This window comes from Pseudarthrobacter sp. NPDC058362, assembly GCF_042723515.1.
Lineage (GTDB): Bacteria > Actinomycetota > Actinomycetes > Actinomycetales > Micrococcaceae > Arthrobacter.
The window spans coordinates 67,849-81,503 of record NZ_JBHXIW010000004.1 but is presented as its reverse complement, the minus strand read 5'-3'; the positions used below and the strand labels follow the sequence as shown (position 1 = coordinate 81,503).

Annotated in this window: 16 protein-coding genes; 4 read left to right on the top strand and 12 right to left on the bottom strand. The window is 66.8% G+C overall.

Annotated features, from left to right (window positions below; translation table 11 throughout):
• The first annotated feature begins 77 nt into the window (after positions 1-77).
• The 4 genes from ACFWIX_RS10055 (at position 78) to fabF (ending at position 3,783) form a co-directional block, all read left to right on the top strand.
• On the top strand, positions 78-1,007 hold the full coding sequence (locus ACFWIX_RS10055; RefSeq protein ID WP_377215981.1) for an ACP S-malonyltransferase: 930 nt from the start codon (positions 78-80) through the stop codon (positions 1,005-1,007).
• On the top strand, positions 1,004-2,065 hold the full coding sequence (locus tag ACFWIX_RS10050) for a beta-ketoacyl-ACP synthase III (protein ID WP_377215980.1): 1,062 nt from the start codon (positions 1,004-1,006) through the stop codon (positions 2,063-2,065). The genes ACFWIX_RS10055 and ACFWIX_RS10050 overlap by 4 nt, the downstream gene beginning before the upstream one ends.
• Positions 2,066-2,144: 79 nt before the next feature.
• Entirely contained in the window at positions 2,145-2,390 is a 246-nt protein-coding gene (locus ACFWIX_RS10045) for an acyl carrier protein (protein WP_377215979.1), read from the top strand.
• 157 nt (positions 2,391-2,547) lie between these two features.
• Entirely contained in the window at positions 2,548-3,783 is a 1,236-nt protein-coding gene (gene fabF, locus ACFWIX_RS10040; RefSeq protein ID WP_377215978.1) for a beta-ketoacyl-ACP synthase II, read from the top strand.
• 130 nt (positions 3,784-3,913) lie between these two features.
• Here the strand turns inward: fabF and ACFWIX_RS10035 are convergent, their stop codons facing one another.
• The 12 genes from ACFWIX_RS10035 to rimM form a co-directional block, all read right to left on the bottom strand.
• Positions 3,914-4,417: a DUF3145 domain-containing protein gene (locus tag ACFWIX_RS10035; RefSeq protein WP_377215977.1), complete on the bottom strand. Its 504-nt coding sequence runs from the start codon at positions 4,415-4,417 to the stop codon at positions 3,914-3,916.
• Between the two features lie 282 nt (positions 4,418-4,699).
• Positions 4,700-5,626: a tyrosine recombinase XerC gene (locus ACFWIX_RS10030; RefSeq protein WP_377215976.1), complete on the bottom strand. Its 927-nt coding sequence runs from the start codon at positions 5,624-5,626 to the stop codon at positions 4,700-4,702.
• 83 nt (positions 5,627-5,709) lie between these two features.
• Positions 5,710-6,894 carry a DNA-processing protein DprA gene (dprA, locus tag ACFWIX_RS10025; protein ID WP_377215975.1) on the bottom strand — a complete coding sequence of 395 codons (1,185 nt, stop codon included), beginning with the start codon at positions 6,892-6,894 and terminating at the stop codon, positions 5,710-5,712.
• Positions 6,895-6,905: 11 nt separating this feature from the next.
• Positions 6,906-8,450, bottom strand: coding sequence for a YifB family Mg chelatase-like AAA ATPase (locus tag ACFWIX_RS10020; protein WP_377215974.1), 1,545 nt, complete (start codon positions 8,448-8,450; stop codon positions 6,906-6,908).
• Complete coding sequence (locus ACFWIX_RS10015) at positions 8,450-8,806, bottom strand: YraN family protein (protein WP_377215973.1); 357 nt, start codon at positions 8,804-8,806, stop codon at positions 8,450-8,452. Before ACFWIX_RS10015 ends, ACFWIX_RS10020 begins: the two co-directional genes overlap by 1 nt.
• A 109-nt stretch (positions 8,807-8,915) precedes the next feature.
• Positions 8,916-9,242: a DUF2469 domain-containing protein gene (locus tag ACFWIX_RS10010; protein ID WP_056335405.1), complete on the bottom strand. Its 327-nt coding sequence runs from the start codon at positions 9,240-9,242 to the stop codon at positions 8,916-8,918.
• 39 nt (positions 9,243-9,281) lie between these two features.
• Complete coding sequence (locus ACFWIX_RS10005; RefSeq protein ID WP_377215972.1) at positions 9,282-10,055, bottom strand: ribonuclease HII; 774 nt, start codon at positions 10,053-10,055, stop codon at positions 9,282-9,284.
• Positions 10,056-10,057: 2 nt separating this feature from the next.
• The gene (gene lepB / locus ACFWIX_RS10000) at positions 10,058-10,873 is read right to left on the bottom strand and encodes a signal peptidase I (protein WP_377215971.1); all 816 of its coding nucleotides are present in this window, start codon (positions 10,871-10,873) and stop codon (positions 10,058-10,060) included.
• A complete protein-coding gene (gene lepB, locus ACFWIX_RS09995; protein ID WP_377215970.1) occupies positions 10,874-11,551 on the bottom strand; it encodes a signal peptidase I in 678 nt (225 codons plus the stop codon).
• 78 nt (positions 11,552-11,629) lie between these two features.
• Entirely contained in the window at positions 11,630-11,989 is a 360-nt protein-coding gene (gene rplS, locus ACFWIX_RS09990; RefSeq protein ID WP_377215969.1) for a 50S ribosomal protein L19, read from the bottom strand.
• Between the two features lie 221 nt (positions 11,990-12,210).
• Positions 12,211-13,005 (bottom strand): tRNA (guanosine(37)-N1)-methyltransferase TrmD, encoded by a 795-nt coding sequence (gene trmD, locus ACFWIX_RS09985; RefSeq protein ID WP_377215968.1) that lies wholly within the window; start codon positions 13,003-13,005, stop codon positions 12,211-12,213.
• Entirely contained in the window at positions 13,006-13,551 is a 546-nt protein-coding gene (rimM, locus tag ACFWIX_RS09980) for a ribosome maturation factor RimM (protein WP_377215967.1), read from the bottom strand.
• Between the last annotated feature and the right edge of the window lie 104 nt (positions 13,552-13,655).

Sequence of the window (13,655 nt, the reverse complement as noted above, 5' to 3'; positions counted from 1 at the left end):
CTTCCTACAACCTGACCACGTGAGCTTGGTGCGGACAAACACCGCTGGATCACACCGCAATTTGGAAAGCTGGATACGTGCTTGCAATAGTCTGCCCTGGACAGGGCTCCCAGACCCCGGGCTTCCTTGCCCCCTGGCTCGAGCTGCCCGCCGTGGCGGACCAGCTGGCGTCCCTGAGCGACATCGCAGGCATCGACCTGATCGCCCACGGCACCACCTCGGACGAGGAAACCATCAAGGACACTGCCGTGGCGCAGCCCCTGATCGTCGCTGCCGGCCTGGTCACAGCCTCTGCCCTCTTCGATGTTGAGCTCAGCAGCCTCCCGGTCATCCTGGCAGGCCACTCCGTCGGTGAAATCACGGCATCCGCGTTGGCCGGTGTGCTCACCGAGAAGGAAGCGATGACCTTCGTCCGCGAACGCGCCAACAGCATGGCAGCCGCAGCCGCAGTAACTCCGACCGGCATGAGCGCGGTCGTGGGCGGCGACCCTGCCGAGGTGCTGGCCGCCATCGGGGCAGCCGGCGCCACGCCTGCCAACGTCAATGGCGCCGGACAGACCGTGGCCGCGGGCACGTTCGACCAGCTTAAGGCGCTGGCCGAAAACCCGCCCGCCAAGGCCCGCGTCATCCCGCTGAAGGTGGCCGGCGCATTCCACACCAGCCACATGTCGCCCGCCGTCAGCGCCCTGGAGGCGCTGGAGCCGCAGCTGGCTCCACAAGCGCCGCGCGTCCCCCTCCTCTCGAATTACGACGGCGGCGAAGTCACCGATGGCGGCGCCGCCGTCGGCAGCCTCATTGCGCAGGTTTCCCGCCCCGTCCGCTGGGACCTCTGCATGGAAACGCTTGTCCGGCGCGGAGTTACCGGCCTGGTCGAGCTGGCACCGGCCGGCACGCTTGCCGGCCTCGCCAAGCGCGGCATGCCCGGCGTAAAGACCGTTGCCGTCAAGACCCCCGACGACCTGTCCGCCGCACTGGCGCTGTTCGCAGAACTGGAGGGCAACGCATGAGCGTTCCCACGTTGAAGCAGGCTCCCATCCACGAGCACACCCGGATCCTGGGCCTCGGCGCCTACCGTCCCGACGTCATCGTCACCAACGAGGACGTGTGCCAGTGGATCGATTCCTCGGACGAGTGGATCCGCCAGCGCACCGGCATCGTGACCCGCCACCGGGCCGCCGCTGACATCAGTGTCATTGACATGGCGGAAGGCGCCGCCCGCGAGGCCATGGAAAAGGCCGGCATCGAAGCATCGGAACTGGGTGCCGTCATCGTGTCCACGGTGACCCACCCGTACGCCACGCCGTCCGCCGCGGCCGCCCTGGCCGACCGGCTGGGAGCCACCCCCGCCCCCGCCTTCGACATCTCCGCTGCCTGCGCCGGCTACTGCTACGGCATTGCCCAGGGTGACGCCCTGGTCCGCTCGGGCGCCGCGAAGTACGTCCTGGTGGTCGGAGCCGAGAAACTTTCGGACGTCATCGACAACCGTGAACGCACCATCTCCTTCCTGCTGGGCGACGGCGCCGGCGCAGTGGTGATCGGTCCGTCCGAGACACCCGGCATCGCACCGTCCGTGTGGGGCTCTGACGGCAGCAAGTGGGACGCCATCGGCATGACCCGTTCGCTCCTGGACGTCCGCGACTTGGGACTGGCAGCACGTCAGTCCGACTCCACCGGAGACCTGGCACTGCTCGAAGAAGCCCAGGAACTCTACCCGACCCTCCGCCAGGACGGCCAGACCGTCTTCCGCTGGGCTGTGTGGGAAATGGCCAAGGTGGCCCAGCAGGCGCTCGAAGCCGCAGGCGTCGAGGCCGAGGACCTGGTGGCCTTCATCCCGCACCAGGCCAACATGCGCATCATCGACGAGATGGTAAAGAAGCTCAAGCTGCCCGAAACGGTTACAGTGGCACGGGACATCGCTGACGCAGGCAACACGTCTGCGGCGTCCATCCCGCTGGCCACCCACCGCCTGCTCCAGGAAAACCCCGGATTGAGCGGCGGGCTTGCCCTCCAGATCGGCTTTGGAGCCGGCCTGGTATTCGGCGCCCAGGTAGTAGTCCTTCCGTAGGAACATCCACACGGACCGCATCCGCGGCCCGCACCGTTTCCGGCAGCCCCTGCCGGCAATACAAGAAAAGGAGCCATCAATGGCTAGCAACGAAGAGATCCTGGCCGGCCTGGCTGAAATCGTCAACGAAGAGACCGGCCTGGCCCCGGAATCCGTAGAAATGGACAAGTCCTTCACCGAGGACCTGGACATCGACTCCATCTCCATGATGACCATCGTGGTCAACGCTGAAGAGAAGTTCGGCGTCCGCATCCCGGACGAAGAGGTCAAGAACCTCAAGACCGTCGGCGACGCCGTCAGCTTCATCGCCGGAGCACAGGCCTAGTCAGCCTTTCGCCGAAAGGCGCCTGCGGGGCTGCCGGTCCGGATTGTCCGGCCCGGCACCCCGCTGTCTTTATCCGGCGCACCCTGCGCCGCCCACCAAATGTGCGGGACCCTCCGAAGAACCGGAGACGGACTCCCCATCGACAGAGAGTGATCCCATGACACGCAAAGTAGTCATAACCGGTCTGGGCGCCACCACGCCCATCGGCGGCGATGTACCCACCATGTGGAACAACGCGCTCAAGGGGGTCTCCGGTGCCCGCACCCTGGAGGACGAATGGGTTGCCCGGTATGAACTTCCCGTCCACTTCGCCGCACGCTGCAGCACGCCCGCCCTGGATGTCCTCAGCCGCGTCGAGGCCAAGCGGATGGACCCCTCGACCCAGTTCGGCGTTATCGCCGCCCGCGAAGCCTGGGCGGACTCCGGCATCACCGAGTTTGACAAGGACCGTCTGGCCGTGGCCTTCGCCACCGGTATCGGCGGCGTGTGGACGTTGCTGGATGCCTGGGACACCCTGAAGGAAAAGGGACCCCGCAGGGTCCTGCCCATGACGGTTCCCATGCTGATGCCCAACGGCGTCGCGGCCGCCGTCAGCCTTGACCTCGGCGCGCGCGCCGGTGCGCACACCCCTGTCTCCGCGTGCGCCTCCGGCACCGAAGCCATGCACCTGGGCCTGGAGCTGATCCGTTCCGGCAAGGCCGATGTGGTGATGTGCGGCGGTGCAGAAGCAGCCATCCACCCAATGCCGCTGGCAGCGTTCGCTTCCATGCAGGCCCTGTCCCGCCGCAATGATGACCCTCAGGCCGCGTCACGTCCGTACGACACCGCCCGCGACGGCTTTGTCATGGGCGAAGGCGCCGGTGCGCTGGTGCTCGAGGCCGAGGAACACGCCCTGGCCCGCGGTGCGCGCATCTACGCTGAGCTCGCGGGCACATCCGTCACAGCGGACGCCTACCACATCACCGCACCCGACCCCGAAGGCCTGGGCGCCACCCGGGCACTGAAGGCGGCCATGTTCGACGGCCGCATCCAGCCGGAGGACGTGGTGCACGTCAACGCGCACGCCACCTCCACCCCCGTGGGTGACAAGCCCGAGTACACCGCACTCCGGGCGGCGCTGGGTAGCCACGTGGACGATGTCGCCGTGTCCGCCACCAAGTCCCAGATGGGCCACCTCCTGGGCGCTTCCGGTGCTGTGGAGGCTGTCCTGACTGTGCTTGCCGTTTATGACCGCAAGGCCCCGGTCACCATCAACCTCGAGAACCAGGATCCGGAGATCCCCCTCGACGTTGTGACCTCCGCCCGCGACCTGCCCTCCGGCAGCATCGTGGCACTGAGCAACTCGTTCGGCTTCGGCGGACACAACGCCGTGGTCGCCGTCCGCAGCGTCTAACACCAGGCTGCCACCGGTTTAGCCGGAACAGCGCAGAAGAGGCCCCGCCGGCGGCGGGGCCTCTTCTGCGCTATGGAGCAGTTGCTACTTCCTGTGCTGGAGGAGGCACGGGAAGAACGTACGACGGCGGTCAGCCCACCTGGTGCAGCCAGCGCACCGGTGCGCCTTCCGCTGCGTGCCGGAAAGGCTCGAGCTCCTCATCCCAGGCCTCACCGAGTGCGAGCGAGAGTTCGTGGTAGACGGCTGCAGGATCGCCGGCACCTGATTCGTAGGCATAACGGATGCGGTCCTCGGAGACCATGATGTTGCCGTGGACGTCAGTCATGGCATGGAAGATCCCCAGCTCGGGGGTATGCGACCAGCGGCCCCCATCGACACCCTGGCTCGGCTCCTCGGTGACCTCGTAACGCAGGTGGGCCCAGCCGCGCAGCGACGAGGCCAGCTTGGCCCCCGTTCCCGGCGTTCCGGTCCACGACAGCTCCGCCCGGAACATTCCGGGCGCAGCAGGCTGAGGGGTCCACTCCAGGTCCGTCCGCTTGTCAACGACGGACCCGATGGCCCACTCCACATGCGGACACAGGGCGGTAGGGGCCGAGTGAACAAACAGCACACCGCGGGTCATTGCAACAGACATTCCATCCTCCATAGCTCTAGGTACGTCTTCCCCAACGCCCTCAGCCCGGATGGAACAGTCATGCAAATTCACCTGCGGTTGCGGTTCTTCCGCGATATTCAGCTTAGATAATGCAAGGTCCGGGCTGCCAAAGCGCAGGAAGCCTGTGAGCTTCAAGCAGCAGTTGAAAGTTGCCGGACGTGATTCTTATTGTGCCGTACGCTCCGAAATTACGCCAGTGCAATACACCCCGCTTCCGGACTGCCTGGCGGTGATGCGGCCAGGCAGTGGTGCCCAGGGTTTTCAGGCACGGGGATGGGCCTGCTGGTAACTCTTGCGCAGCCGGTCGACGGAGACGTGGGTATAGATCTGGGTGGTGGCCAGGCTGCTGTGGCCCAGGATTTCCTGAACGGCGCGCAGGTCTGCACCGCCGTCCAACAGATGGGTGGCGGCAGAGTGCCGGAGAGCATGAGGACCGGACGCGGAGGTGTCCCCCAAGGCCTCAAAAAGCCCATGGACCAGGGACCGCACTTGGCGCTGGCCCACGCGGCCTCCCCTGGCGCCGAGGAACAATGCGGGACCGCTCCCGGCCCCGGCGAGCTGCGGACGCCCCCTCCGGAGCCAATCATCCAGCGCCACAGCGGCCGGTACGCCGTAGGGAACCGTGCGTTCCTTGTCGCCCTTTCCGATCACCCGCAGGGTCCGGCGGTCCTGATCGAGGTCATCAATATCCAGCCCCGTCAGTTCACCCACCCGGATGCCCGTGGCGTACAGCAGCTCCACCAGTGCCCGGTTCCGGACAGCCAGCGGATCCCCCTCTGCTGCGGCCTGTTCCAGCCTGTCCAGGATGCGGTTCAGCTTGGACTCCTGCAGCACACCCGGCAGCTGCCGCTCCCGCTGCGGTGCCTTAAGCCGAAGCGCGGGATCCGCGTCGATTCGTTCTTCCCTCAGGGCCCAGGCCGTGAAAGACCGTGCGGTGGCGGCCCTGCGCGCCAGGGTGGCCCGGGCGACACCTGACTGGCTCTGGGTGCCGAGCCAACGGCGAAGTGTTCCCAGCTCAAGACCCTCGGGCCCCGTGCAGCCCTCACCGGCCGCGAACGAGAGCAGGCTGCCCAGGTCGCCCCGGTACGCCCGGAGCGTGTGCGCCGACATGGCCCGCTCTCCGGAAATGTACCGGCAAAAAGCGTCCAGGGCGTCTGTGAGCGCTGCCGGCAGTTGCTCGTCTTCCACCACTCCACTGTCTCAGGCCCGGGTGCCGGATCGGTTCCCGGACACGGCAGTCAGGACAGATCATCGGATATGCCCCGCCGCCGTCACACGCTGGCCTTGCCGCGTTTCCATCCCCCACGCTCAGACACAGCCAGCCCCAGCAGGCCCAGCCGCCCCAGCCCGGCCCGTACGGAGTCGGTGCCAAGCCCGGCCACCGCAGCCAGCTTTTCCACGGAGGTGGTGGACCGCAAGGGCAGTGCGTCCAGCAGGATGAGGTCCTCGAGGGTAAGCCCATCCTGCACCTGCGAAGCACCCTGGGGCGGCTCCGGCAGGTCCGCTCCGCTCGGCGATGCCAGCTCGGCGATTTCGGCGGCATCGGTAACGCAGATTGCACCTCCGTCCCGCAGGAGCCGGTGGCAGCCTGCGGAGTTGGCACTGTGCACCGATCCGGGCACGGCACCCACCGCCCTGCCCAGGGCCTCAGCGTGATGCGCTGTATTCAACGCCCCGGACCGCCACCTGGCCTCCACGACGACCGTGACCGCGGAGAGTGCCGCTATAAGCCTGTTGCGCTGGAGGAACCGGTATCTCGTAGGCGCTGACCCCGGCGGCACTTCTGCCAGCACGGCACCCTGGTTTGCCACGGCGCGCAGCAGTTCCTCATTGCCGGAGGGGTAGAACCGGTCCACGCCGCCGGCCATCACGGCGATGGTGGGAACAGGTCCGCTGCCTCCGGCCAATGCGGCGCGGTGGGCGTGGGCATCGATTCCGTAAGCGCCGCCGGATACCACCGTGAAGCCGCGCTGCGCCAGGGAGTAGGCAATTTCTCCCGTTACGGCGGCACCGTAGCTGGTGCTGTCCCGGGACCCGACCAAAGCGATGCTTCGCTGCACATGCGGCAGCTGCTGTTCGTGCCCGCGCCACCAGAGGCAGATTGGTTCCTGGATGCCGAGGTCGGCAAGTTGCGCCGGCCAGAGGTCATCCGATGGGATCAGCAGCCGACCGCCCAGGCGCGCCATGGTGGCAACGTCGCGTTCCGGGGCAAGGTCGGGTACCCGGGGCAGCCAGCGTTTGATGCTGGCAGCCAGGCCGGACCAGCCGGCCGCTGCACCGCTCCCGGCGAGCAAGCCACTGATTTCCTGTTCAATCAAAGCGCCGCCGGTGACCTGGCCGGTAGCGAGGCGCAGGGCGTCCACGGCCCCCGCAGCCTGGACAAGGGCCAGACCGGCGGCGTCCTGCGGTTCCATGAGCCGTGACAGGGCCGCCCGGGCAAGTCTCTCAGCCTCCATGCCGGGTTCCTTCATGCCGCTGCCGCCACTGCCTGCCGCAGGCCGAGGGCCTGACCGATGTCGTCAGGGTCCGGCGCGTCCCGGTGCCCCAGGTCCGCCAGGGTCCAGGCCAGCCTGAGCACGCGGTCGTACCCCCGGGCGGTGAGGACGCCGCGTTCGAGCGAGTGGTCCAGGATCCGCGTTGTGCCGGGGGCCAAGCGGAGGTCGCCGCGGAGGATGCGGCCCGGCACCTGTGAGTTTGTCTCGAACCCGAAGGCCTCAAGCCTTCCTCGTTGCCTGGCACGGGCCTCCTTGACCCGGCCTGCCACTGCCGCGGTGCCCTCCTCCGCTGCGGACTGCCCGAACTCCGCGAGCGAGACCCGGTCAACCTGCAGCTGGATGTCCACCCTGTCCAGCAAGGGACCGGAGAGCCGGGCAAAGTAGCGGCGCCGCATCATGGCGGTACAGGTGCATTCAAGTCCCTTGCCGGACGCCTTGCCGCAGGGGCAGGGGTTGGCTGCCAGAACCAGCTGGAACCTGGCAGGGTACGCGGCTGTCCCCGCCGAGCGGTGGATCACCAGCTCTCCGGATTCCAGCGGCTGGCGCAGCGCGTCGAGCACGCGCCGCTCATATTCCGGTGCCTCGTCCAGGAACAGCACGCCGCGGTGCGCCCTGGATGCCGCCCCTGGCCGCGGCAGGCCGGATCCCCCGCCGATGATGGCTGCGGATGTGGCGGAATGGTGCGGGTTTTCGAAGGGCGGCCGCCGAAGCAGCTGCATCATGGAAGAGGGCAGCCCGCACAGCGAGTGGATGGCCGTGACCTCCATTGATTCCCGGTCTCCGAGGTCCGGGAGCAGGCCCGGAAGGCGCTCGGCGAGCATGGTCTTCCCCGCACCGGGCGGTCCCGTCAGCAGGAGGTGGTGGGCCCCGGCCGCAGCAACCTCAAGGGCGCGGCGGGCGTCACCCTGCCCGGACACGTCTGCCATGTCCGGAACCGCCCCGGGGGCTGAAGGGCAGTCCCCTTCCTGGTCATCGTCTTCCGGTTCGAAGTCCAGCGCGAGGTTCTGGGGATCCGCGCCAAAGTCGACGGCGACCCGAGCAAGTGTCCGATAACCGCTGACGTTGGCCCCGGGAACCAGCGCGGCCTCCGCATAGTTGGCCTGCGCGACTACGATGTCGGGGTAGCCTGCCTGGACTGCAGCCATGACGGCTGGAAGGATGCCGCGCACCGGGCGCAGCCTGCCGTCCAGGCCAAGTTCGGCGATGAAGACGGTCCGGCCGGAGGGCCTGGTGTCGTTGGCCGCACGGAGAACTGCCATGGTCACCGCAAGGTCGAAGCCGGAACCGCGTTTGGGGAGCGAGGCCGGAATGAGGTTGGCCGTGATCTTGCGCCGGCTCAACGGAATGCCGGAGTTCTTGGCGGCGGAACGGATGCGTTCCTTGGCCTCGTTCAGAGAGGCGTCCGGAAGGCCAAGGATCACGAATGCAGGCAGCGTCTGGCCGATGTCGGCTTCCACCTCCACCATGTACCCGTTCAGCCCGACCAGCGCCACGGAGTAGGTGCGGCCCAAGACCATCACCCCACCCCCTTGAGGTGCTCCAGTTGGGGTGCGCCGCCGCCGTAGTCCACTACCGCAATGACGTCCACGCGGCGCAGGGGCATCCGCAACTCCCGGTCGCGGCACCAGGCCGACCCGAGGCGGTGGAGCCGGGCCAGCTTGTCCGCCCCCACCGCTTCGAAGGGATGGCCGTAGTCCAGCGAACGCCGCGTCTTCACTTCCGCAATGACCAGGGCATCCCCGTCCAGGGCCACAATGTCGATCTCGCCTTCAGGGCAGCGCCAGTTGCGCTCCACCACCAGCATGCCCTGCGATTCCAGGTAACCGGCCGCGAGTTGCTCACCCCGCCGGCCCAGTACGTCTTTGGCTTTCATGTCCACCTCCACCACCAGCCTGGCGGTGTGCGGTGGATAGGGGGGAGGAAACTTTCGCTATGTGGACAGGCCGCCTTTCAGGACCGGCTGTGGAGGAGAAGTGGACGGGTTAGTTGCCCAGGTCTACGTCCTTCGGAAGCGCCAGCTCCTCGTTGCGGGGCAGTTCCTCGACGTTGACGTCCTTGAAGGTGAGCACGCGGACGCTCTTGACGAACCGTGCCGAGCGGTAAACGTCCCAGACCCAGGCGTCCTGCAGCGTGAGGTCGAAGTAGACCTCACCGTCGGCGCTGCGCGCCTGCAGGTCAACATGGTTGGCAAGGTAGAAGCGACGCTCGGTCTCGACTACATAGCTGAACAGGCCCACAACATCGCGGTACTCGCGGTAGAGCTGCAGTTCCATGTCAGTCTCATAGTTTTCAAGATCCTCAGCACTCATGCTTCCATCTTGCACCATCGGCAGCCGCGCAGCGGCCGGTCAGGCCCCGGCCTCCTGGAGCTCCCCGTCCTGCAGTGCTTCCAGTTCGCCGCCAAGCAGCCGCCAGCTCACCCGGTGGTAGGGGGTGGGCCCGTCATTCCGGAGCGCCTCCCGGTGCAGTGCCGTGGCGTATCCCTTGTTCACGTCCCAGCCGAAGCCGGGATACTCGGCGTGCAGGGCCCGCATGGCCTGGTCCCGTTCCACTTTGGCGATGACGCTGGCAGCGGCAACGCTGAGGCACTGCATGTCTGCCTTGACCTTGGTGTGCACGGGCGCTTCGCACGCGATTTCCTGGACAGGTTCATCGAAGAGGGACGGCTGCCCGGACGGCGAGAGCCAGTTATGGCTCCCGTCCAGGAGGACCACGTCAGGTGTGATGCCAGCGGCCACTACCGTATTCCATGCCCTCGTGCCGGCCAGGCGCAGCGCGGCGATGATGCCGAACGCGTCGATCTCCGCCGCAGAGGCATGGCCGACGGCGGACGCAACGCTCCAGCGGCGGACCAGCGGCTCAAGCCGCTCCCGCTCAGGGGCGCTCAGCAGTTTGCTGTCACGAACGCCCGCGAGAGGTTTTTGGCATTCCAGGTCCACCACCGCGATGCCGACACTCACCGGGCCGGCCAGCGCTCCCCTGCCTACTTCGTCGACTCCCGCCAGGTAGCGGACGCCGCTGCTGCGGAACGTCCGTTCGTGCCGCAGGGTGGGTGCCTTGGCTGCCGGCGGTTTCCGGGCGGGCTTCTTCGCGGCAGTGGCGGGCAGGGTGTTCGCTGGCATGGTCAGGAGCCCGGCGGTACGTTCTTGAAAACGTCCGGGTAGTTGTCGAGGGTGGTGATCCGGTTCAGCGGCCAGGCAATGACGGCAGCCTTGCCCTCGAGGTCGTCCAGATCGATGAAGCCGCCGTCGGCATCCATGTGCGCCCGGGAGTCCGCGGAGTGGTTTCGGTTGTCGCCCATGACCCACACTTTCCCTTCGGGTACCACCACGTCGAATGCCCGGACCTGGGGAACTTCAGCGGGGTTGATATAGCCCTCATCAATGGCTTTTCCGTTGATAGTCAGTTTACCGCCGGCTTCGCAGCAGACCACATGGTCGCCGGGCAACCCGATCACCCTCTTGACCAGGTGCTGCTCGGAATTATCCGGCAGGAGGCCCACGAAGGTCAGGCTGTCCTGCACCCAGGTGAATGGACCGTCCGCCTTGTCCGGCACAGCGGGCAGCCAGCCCTTGGTGTCACGGAACACCACCACATCGCCGCGACTCAGCGCGAACGGTTCAGGGACCAAGAGGTTCACGAAAATCCGGTCGTCCACGTCCAGGGTGTCCACCATGGATTCGGAAGGGATGAAGAACGCCCGGAAAAGGAACGTCTTGATCAGGAAGGAAAGGACGACGGCGATGACCACCACGGTGGCGATCTCTTTCAGCCACGTCAGCACCGGATGGGCGTCGCGCTTTTCTGCTGTTTTGGCCGCAGCACGGCTTTCGGGGCGGTTTTCGGCGCCGGGCACTGCCGCGTCTGCCTGCTCCGCACCGGAGGCACCGGGAGCGCCCTCGGGCCGTGGTTCAGGCATGCGGGAGTGGTTCTCGGGCATCTACTGTCCATTCTGTGTGCTGGGGCCTGCGGCAGCCGGCCGTGGTACTGGTGCAAATCTATCAAGGGGCCAGATGATCCGGATGGGCCGGCCCACCACCCGGTCCACCGGAACCATTCCCCCGCCCGGTGCGCCGAGCAGGCTGCGGGAGTCCGCCGACACCGACCGGTGGTCCCCCATCACCCAGAGCCGGCCGGCCGGGACCAGCGCCTCGAACTCCTGGGTGCTGGGGACATCCCCGGGGTAGAGGTACGGCTCGTCAAGCGGTTCACCGTTGACCGTTACCATGCCGGCGGAGTCACAGCAGGCCACCAGGTCCCCGGGAACGCCGATGACGCGCTTGATGTACATGGTGTCGCTCCCGGCCAGGCCCAGCCACACGGCGGCGCCGGTGATGGCTTCACCCAGCGGGCCCCGGCCGCTGTCCAGCGGCGCGAACGTTCCACGGCCGTCGAACACCACGATGTCGCCGCGGCGCACGGGGTCCGTTTGGAAGGCCGTCCGTGACACCAGGATCCGGTCATCCTGGCGGAACGCCGGCTCCATGGACTGCGACGGGATGAAATACCCATCGATCCACAGGGCCCGGACCAGCCCGCTGGCCACGAGCGCACTGCACAGGACCAGCAACACAAAACGCCAGCCCTTAATGCGGGGCTGGCGTTTTGTCTGGTCCATGTCCGTGTCCTCGGCGCTGGTGCTTGGTGCTCCGGCGCCGGCCGGCTACGGCTGGGTCCGGCCTGTGGTCCGGGAGGACTACTTGGCGGTGTTGAAGTCGCGCTTTTCCTTGATCTTGGCGGCCTTACCGCGCAGTGCACGCATGTAGTACAGCTTGGCACGGCGGACGTCACCCTTGGTGACAACCTCGATCTTTTCGATGATCGGGGAGTGCACCGGGAAGGTACGCTCCACGCCGACACCGAACGAAACCTTGCGGACGGTGAAGGTTTCGCGGACGCCGTCACCCTGGCGGCCCAGGACGAAGCCCTGGAAGACCTGGACGCGGGAGTTCTTGCCTTCGATGATGTTCACGTGAACCTTGATGGTGTCACCGGCGCGGAAAACGGGAACATCGCTGCGCAGCGACGCTGCGTCGACGGAGTCGAGAATATGCATGGTAATTGCACTCCTGGTGAACGCCACAGGTCATTCACTTTAGGTCACGGCGGGCAAGCCCGGACACCTGGCGGTGCACCGGAAATTCCGGCCGAAAGGTAAATGGTCCTGCCGTCTTCACCGATTGAAGCGGCAGGTTGTCAGGCTGTTGGCGGCGCTCCCCCTGTGGCAGGTGCGGGCCCAGCAGACACAAGGACTAATTTTGCCACACCCGGAGGGCATCAGCCAATCGGCCGGCGCACCAGCCTGCCGTCCACGATCTCGTACCCCAGCCCGTACAGTTCGGAACGGTCGGCGCGCGGGAGGTTGCCGGCGTCGAACCCCTCGAGGAGGTCCGGCCGCCGCTCCGCCGTGCGCCGGTACTGCTCGTGACGCCGCCATTGCGCGATTTTTCCATGGTTGCCGCTCAACAATACCGCGGGGACGTCGCGACCCCGCCACTGGGAGGGCTTGGTGTAGACGGGATACTCCAGCAGTCCGTCGGAGTGGGACTCCTCCACCAGCGATTCGGGATTTCCCACGACGCCGGGCAGGAGCCTGCCCACGGCCTCCACCATGGCGAGCACCGCCACTTCACCACCGTTGAGGACGTAGTCCCCGAGGCTGACGGGGCGCACCTCGAAGTGCTCTTCGGCCCACTCTAGGACCCGCTCGTCAATGCCTTCGTAGCGCCCGCACGCGAACGTGAGGTGCTCTTCTTCGGCGAGTTCGTAGGCAAGGGCCTGGGTGAACCGCTCGCCCGCAGGCGACGGGACGATCAAGACCGGCTTTCCCGCACCTTGGGGCCGGGCTTCGACCACGGCCGAGAGCGCCTGCGCCCATGGCTCCGGCTTCATGACCATGCCTGCGCCGCCGCCGTAGGGGGTATCGTCCACCGTGCGGTGCCGGTCGGTGGTGAAGCTGCGGAGGTCGTGGACGTACAGGTCCAGCAGCCCGTCCTGCCGGGCTTTGCCGATCAGCGAAAGTTCCAGGGGCGCCAGGTATTCGGGAAAGATGCTGACGACGTCGACGCGCATCTACGCGCTGCCTTCCGGACCGTCCGTGGCGGCTTCCCCGGCGTTCAGTTCGAAGAGTCCCGGCGGAGGGGTGATAAGGATGTAGCCTTCGTCGATGTTGACTTCGGGAACGATCTCCTCGACGAAGGGGACAAGGATCTCCCCACCCTCCGGGGTGGTGACCATCAGCAGGTCCTGGACCGGCATCGTGTTCAGAGCGGCAACCTTGCCCACCACGGCGCCATCCACGCGGGCCTCCAGACCGACGAGCTCGTGCTCGTACCAGCCTTCGTCGTCCTCCTCGGCAAGCCCGGCCGTCTCGATGAACAGTTTTGCCCCGCGCAGCGTTTCAGCTTTGTTGCGGTCGGCCACTTCCTCGAAGCCGAGCAGGAGGATGTCCTTGTTCCACCTGGCGCTGGAAACCGTGAGCGGACCGGAGGACGCAGGTTCCACGAGGAAACCCGCGCCGGGAACAAAGCGGTCCCCGGGGGCGTCGGTCAGGACCTGGACCGTGACTTCTCCGCGGATGCCGTGGGGTTTGCCGATTCGCGCCACCTGAAGCTTCATCTGTTCCTCTGTTTTGTTCGCTCTGTGGGTGTTGGTTGGGTAAAAGCACTCCGGCCCCTCCACCGTGCGGTGGAGGGGCCGGAGCAAAAACTGGTGTTGCCGAG

Excerpts from the sequence above, each read along its gene's own strand:
- ACFWIX_RS10020 (WP_377215974.1), bottom strand. The coding sequence starts at position 8,450 with ATGGTCTTGGGCCGCACCTACTCCGTGGCGCTGGTCGGGCTGAACGGG.
- ACFWIX_RS10050 (WP_377215980.1), top strand. The coding sequence starts at position 1,004 with ATGAGCGTTCCCACGTTGAAGCAGGCTCCCATCCACGAGCACACCCGG.
- dprA (WP_377215975.1), bottom strand. The coding sequence starts at position 6,894 with ATGGAGGCTGAGAGACTTGCCCGGGCGGCCCTGTCACGGCTCATGGAA.
- rimM (WP_377215967.1), bottom strand. The coding sequence starts at position 13,551 with ATGAAGCTTCAGGTGGCGCGAATCGGCAAACCCCACGGCATCCGCGGA.
- fabF (WP_377215978.1), top strand. The coding sequence starts at position 2,548 with ATGACACGCAAAGTAGTCATAACCGGTCTGGGCGCCACCACGCCCATC.
- ACFWIX_RS10010 (WP_056335405.1), bottom strand. The coding sequence starts at position 9,242 with ATGAGTGCTGAGGATCTTGAAAACTATGAGACTGACATGGAACTGCAG.
- trmD (WP_377215968.1), bottom strand. The coding sequence starts at position 13,005 with ATGCGCGTCGACGTCGTCAGCATCTTTCCCGAATACCTGGCGCCCCTG.
- ACFWIX_RS10005 (WP_377215972.1), bottom strand. The coding sequence starts at position 10,055 with ATGCCAGCGAACACCCTGCCCGCCACTGCCGCGAAGAAGCCCGCCCGG.
- rplS (WP_377215969.1), bottom strand. The coding sequence starts at position 11,989 with ATGCATATTCTCGACTCCGTCGACGCAGCGTCGCTGCGCAGCGATGTT.
- lepB (WP_377215970.1), bottom strand. The coding sequence starts at position 11,551 with ATGGACCAGACAAAACGCCAGCCCCGCATTAAGGGCTGGCGTTTTGTG.
- ACFWIX_RS10045 (WP_377215979.1), top strand. The coding sequence starts at position 2,145 with ATGGCTAGCAACGAAGAGATCCTGGCCGGCCTGGCTGAAATCGTCAAC.
- ACFWIX_RS10035 (WP_377215977.1), bottom strand. The coding sequence starts at position 4,417 with ATGTCTGTTGCAATGACCCGCGGTGTGCTGTTTGTTCACTCGGCCCCT.
- lepB (WP_377215971.1), bottom strand. The coding sequence starts at position 10,873 with ATGCCCGAGAACCACTCCCGCATGCCTGAACCACGGCCCGAGGGCGCT.
- ACFWIX_RS10015 (WP_377215973.1), bottom strand. The coding sequence starts at position 8,806 with ATGAAAGCCAAAGACGTACTGGGCCGGCGGGGTGAGCAACTCGCGGCC.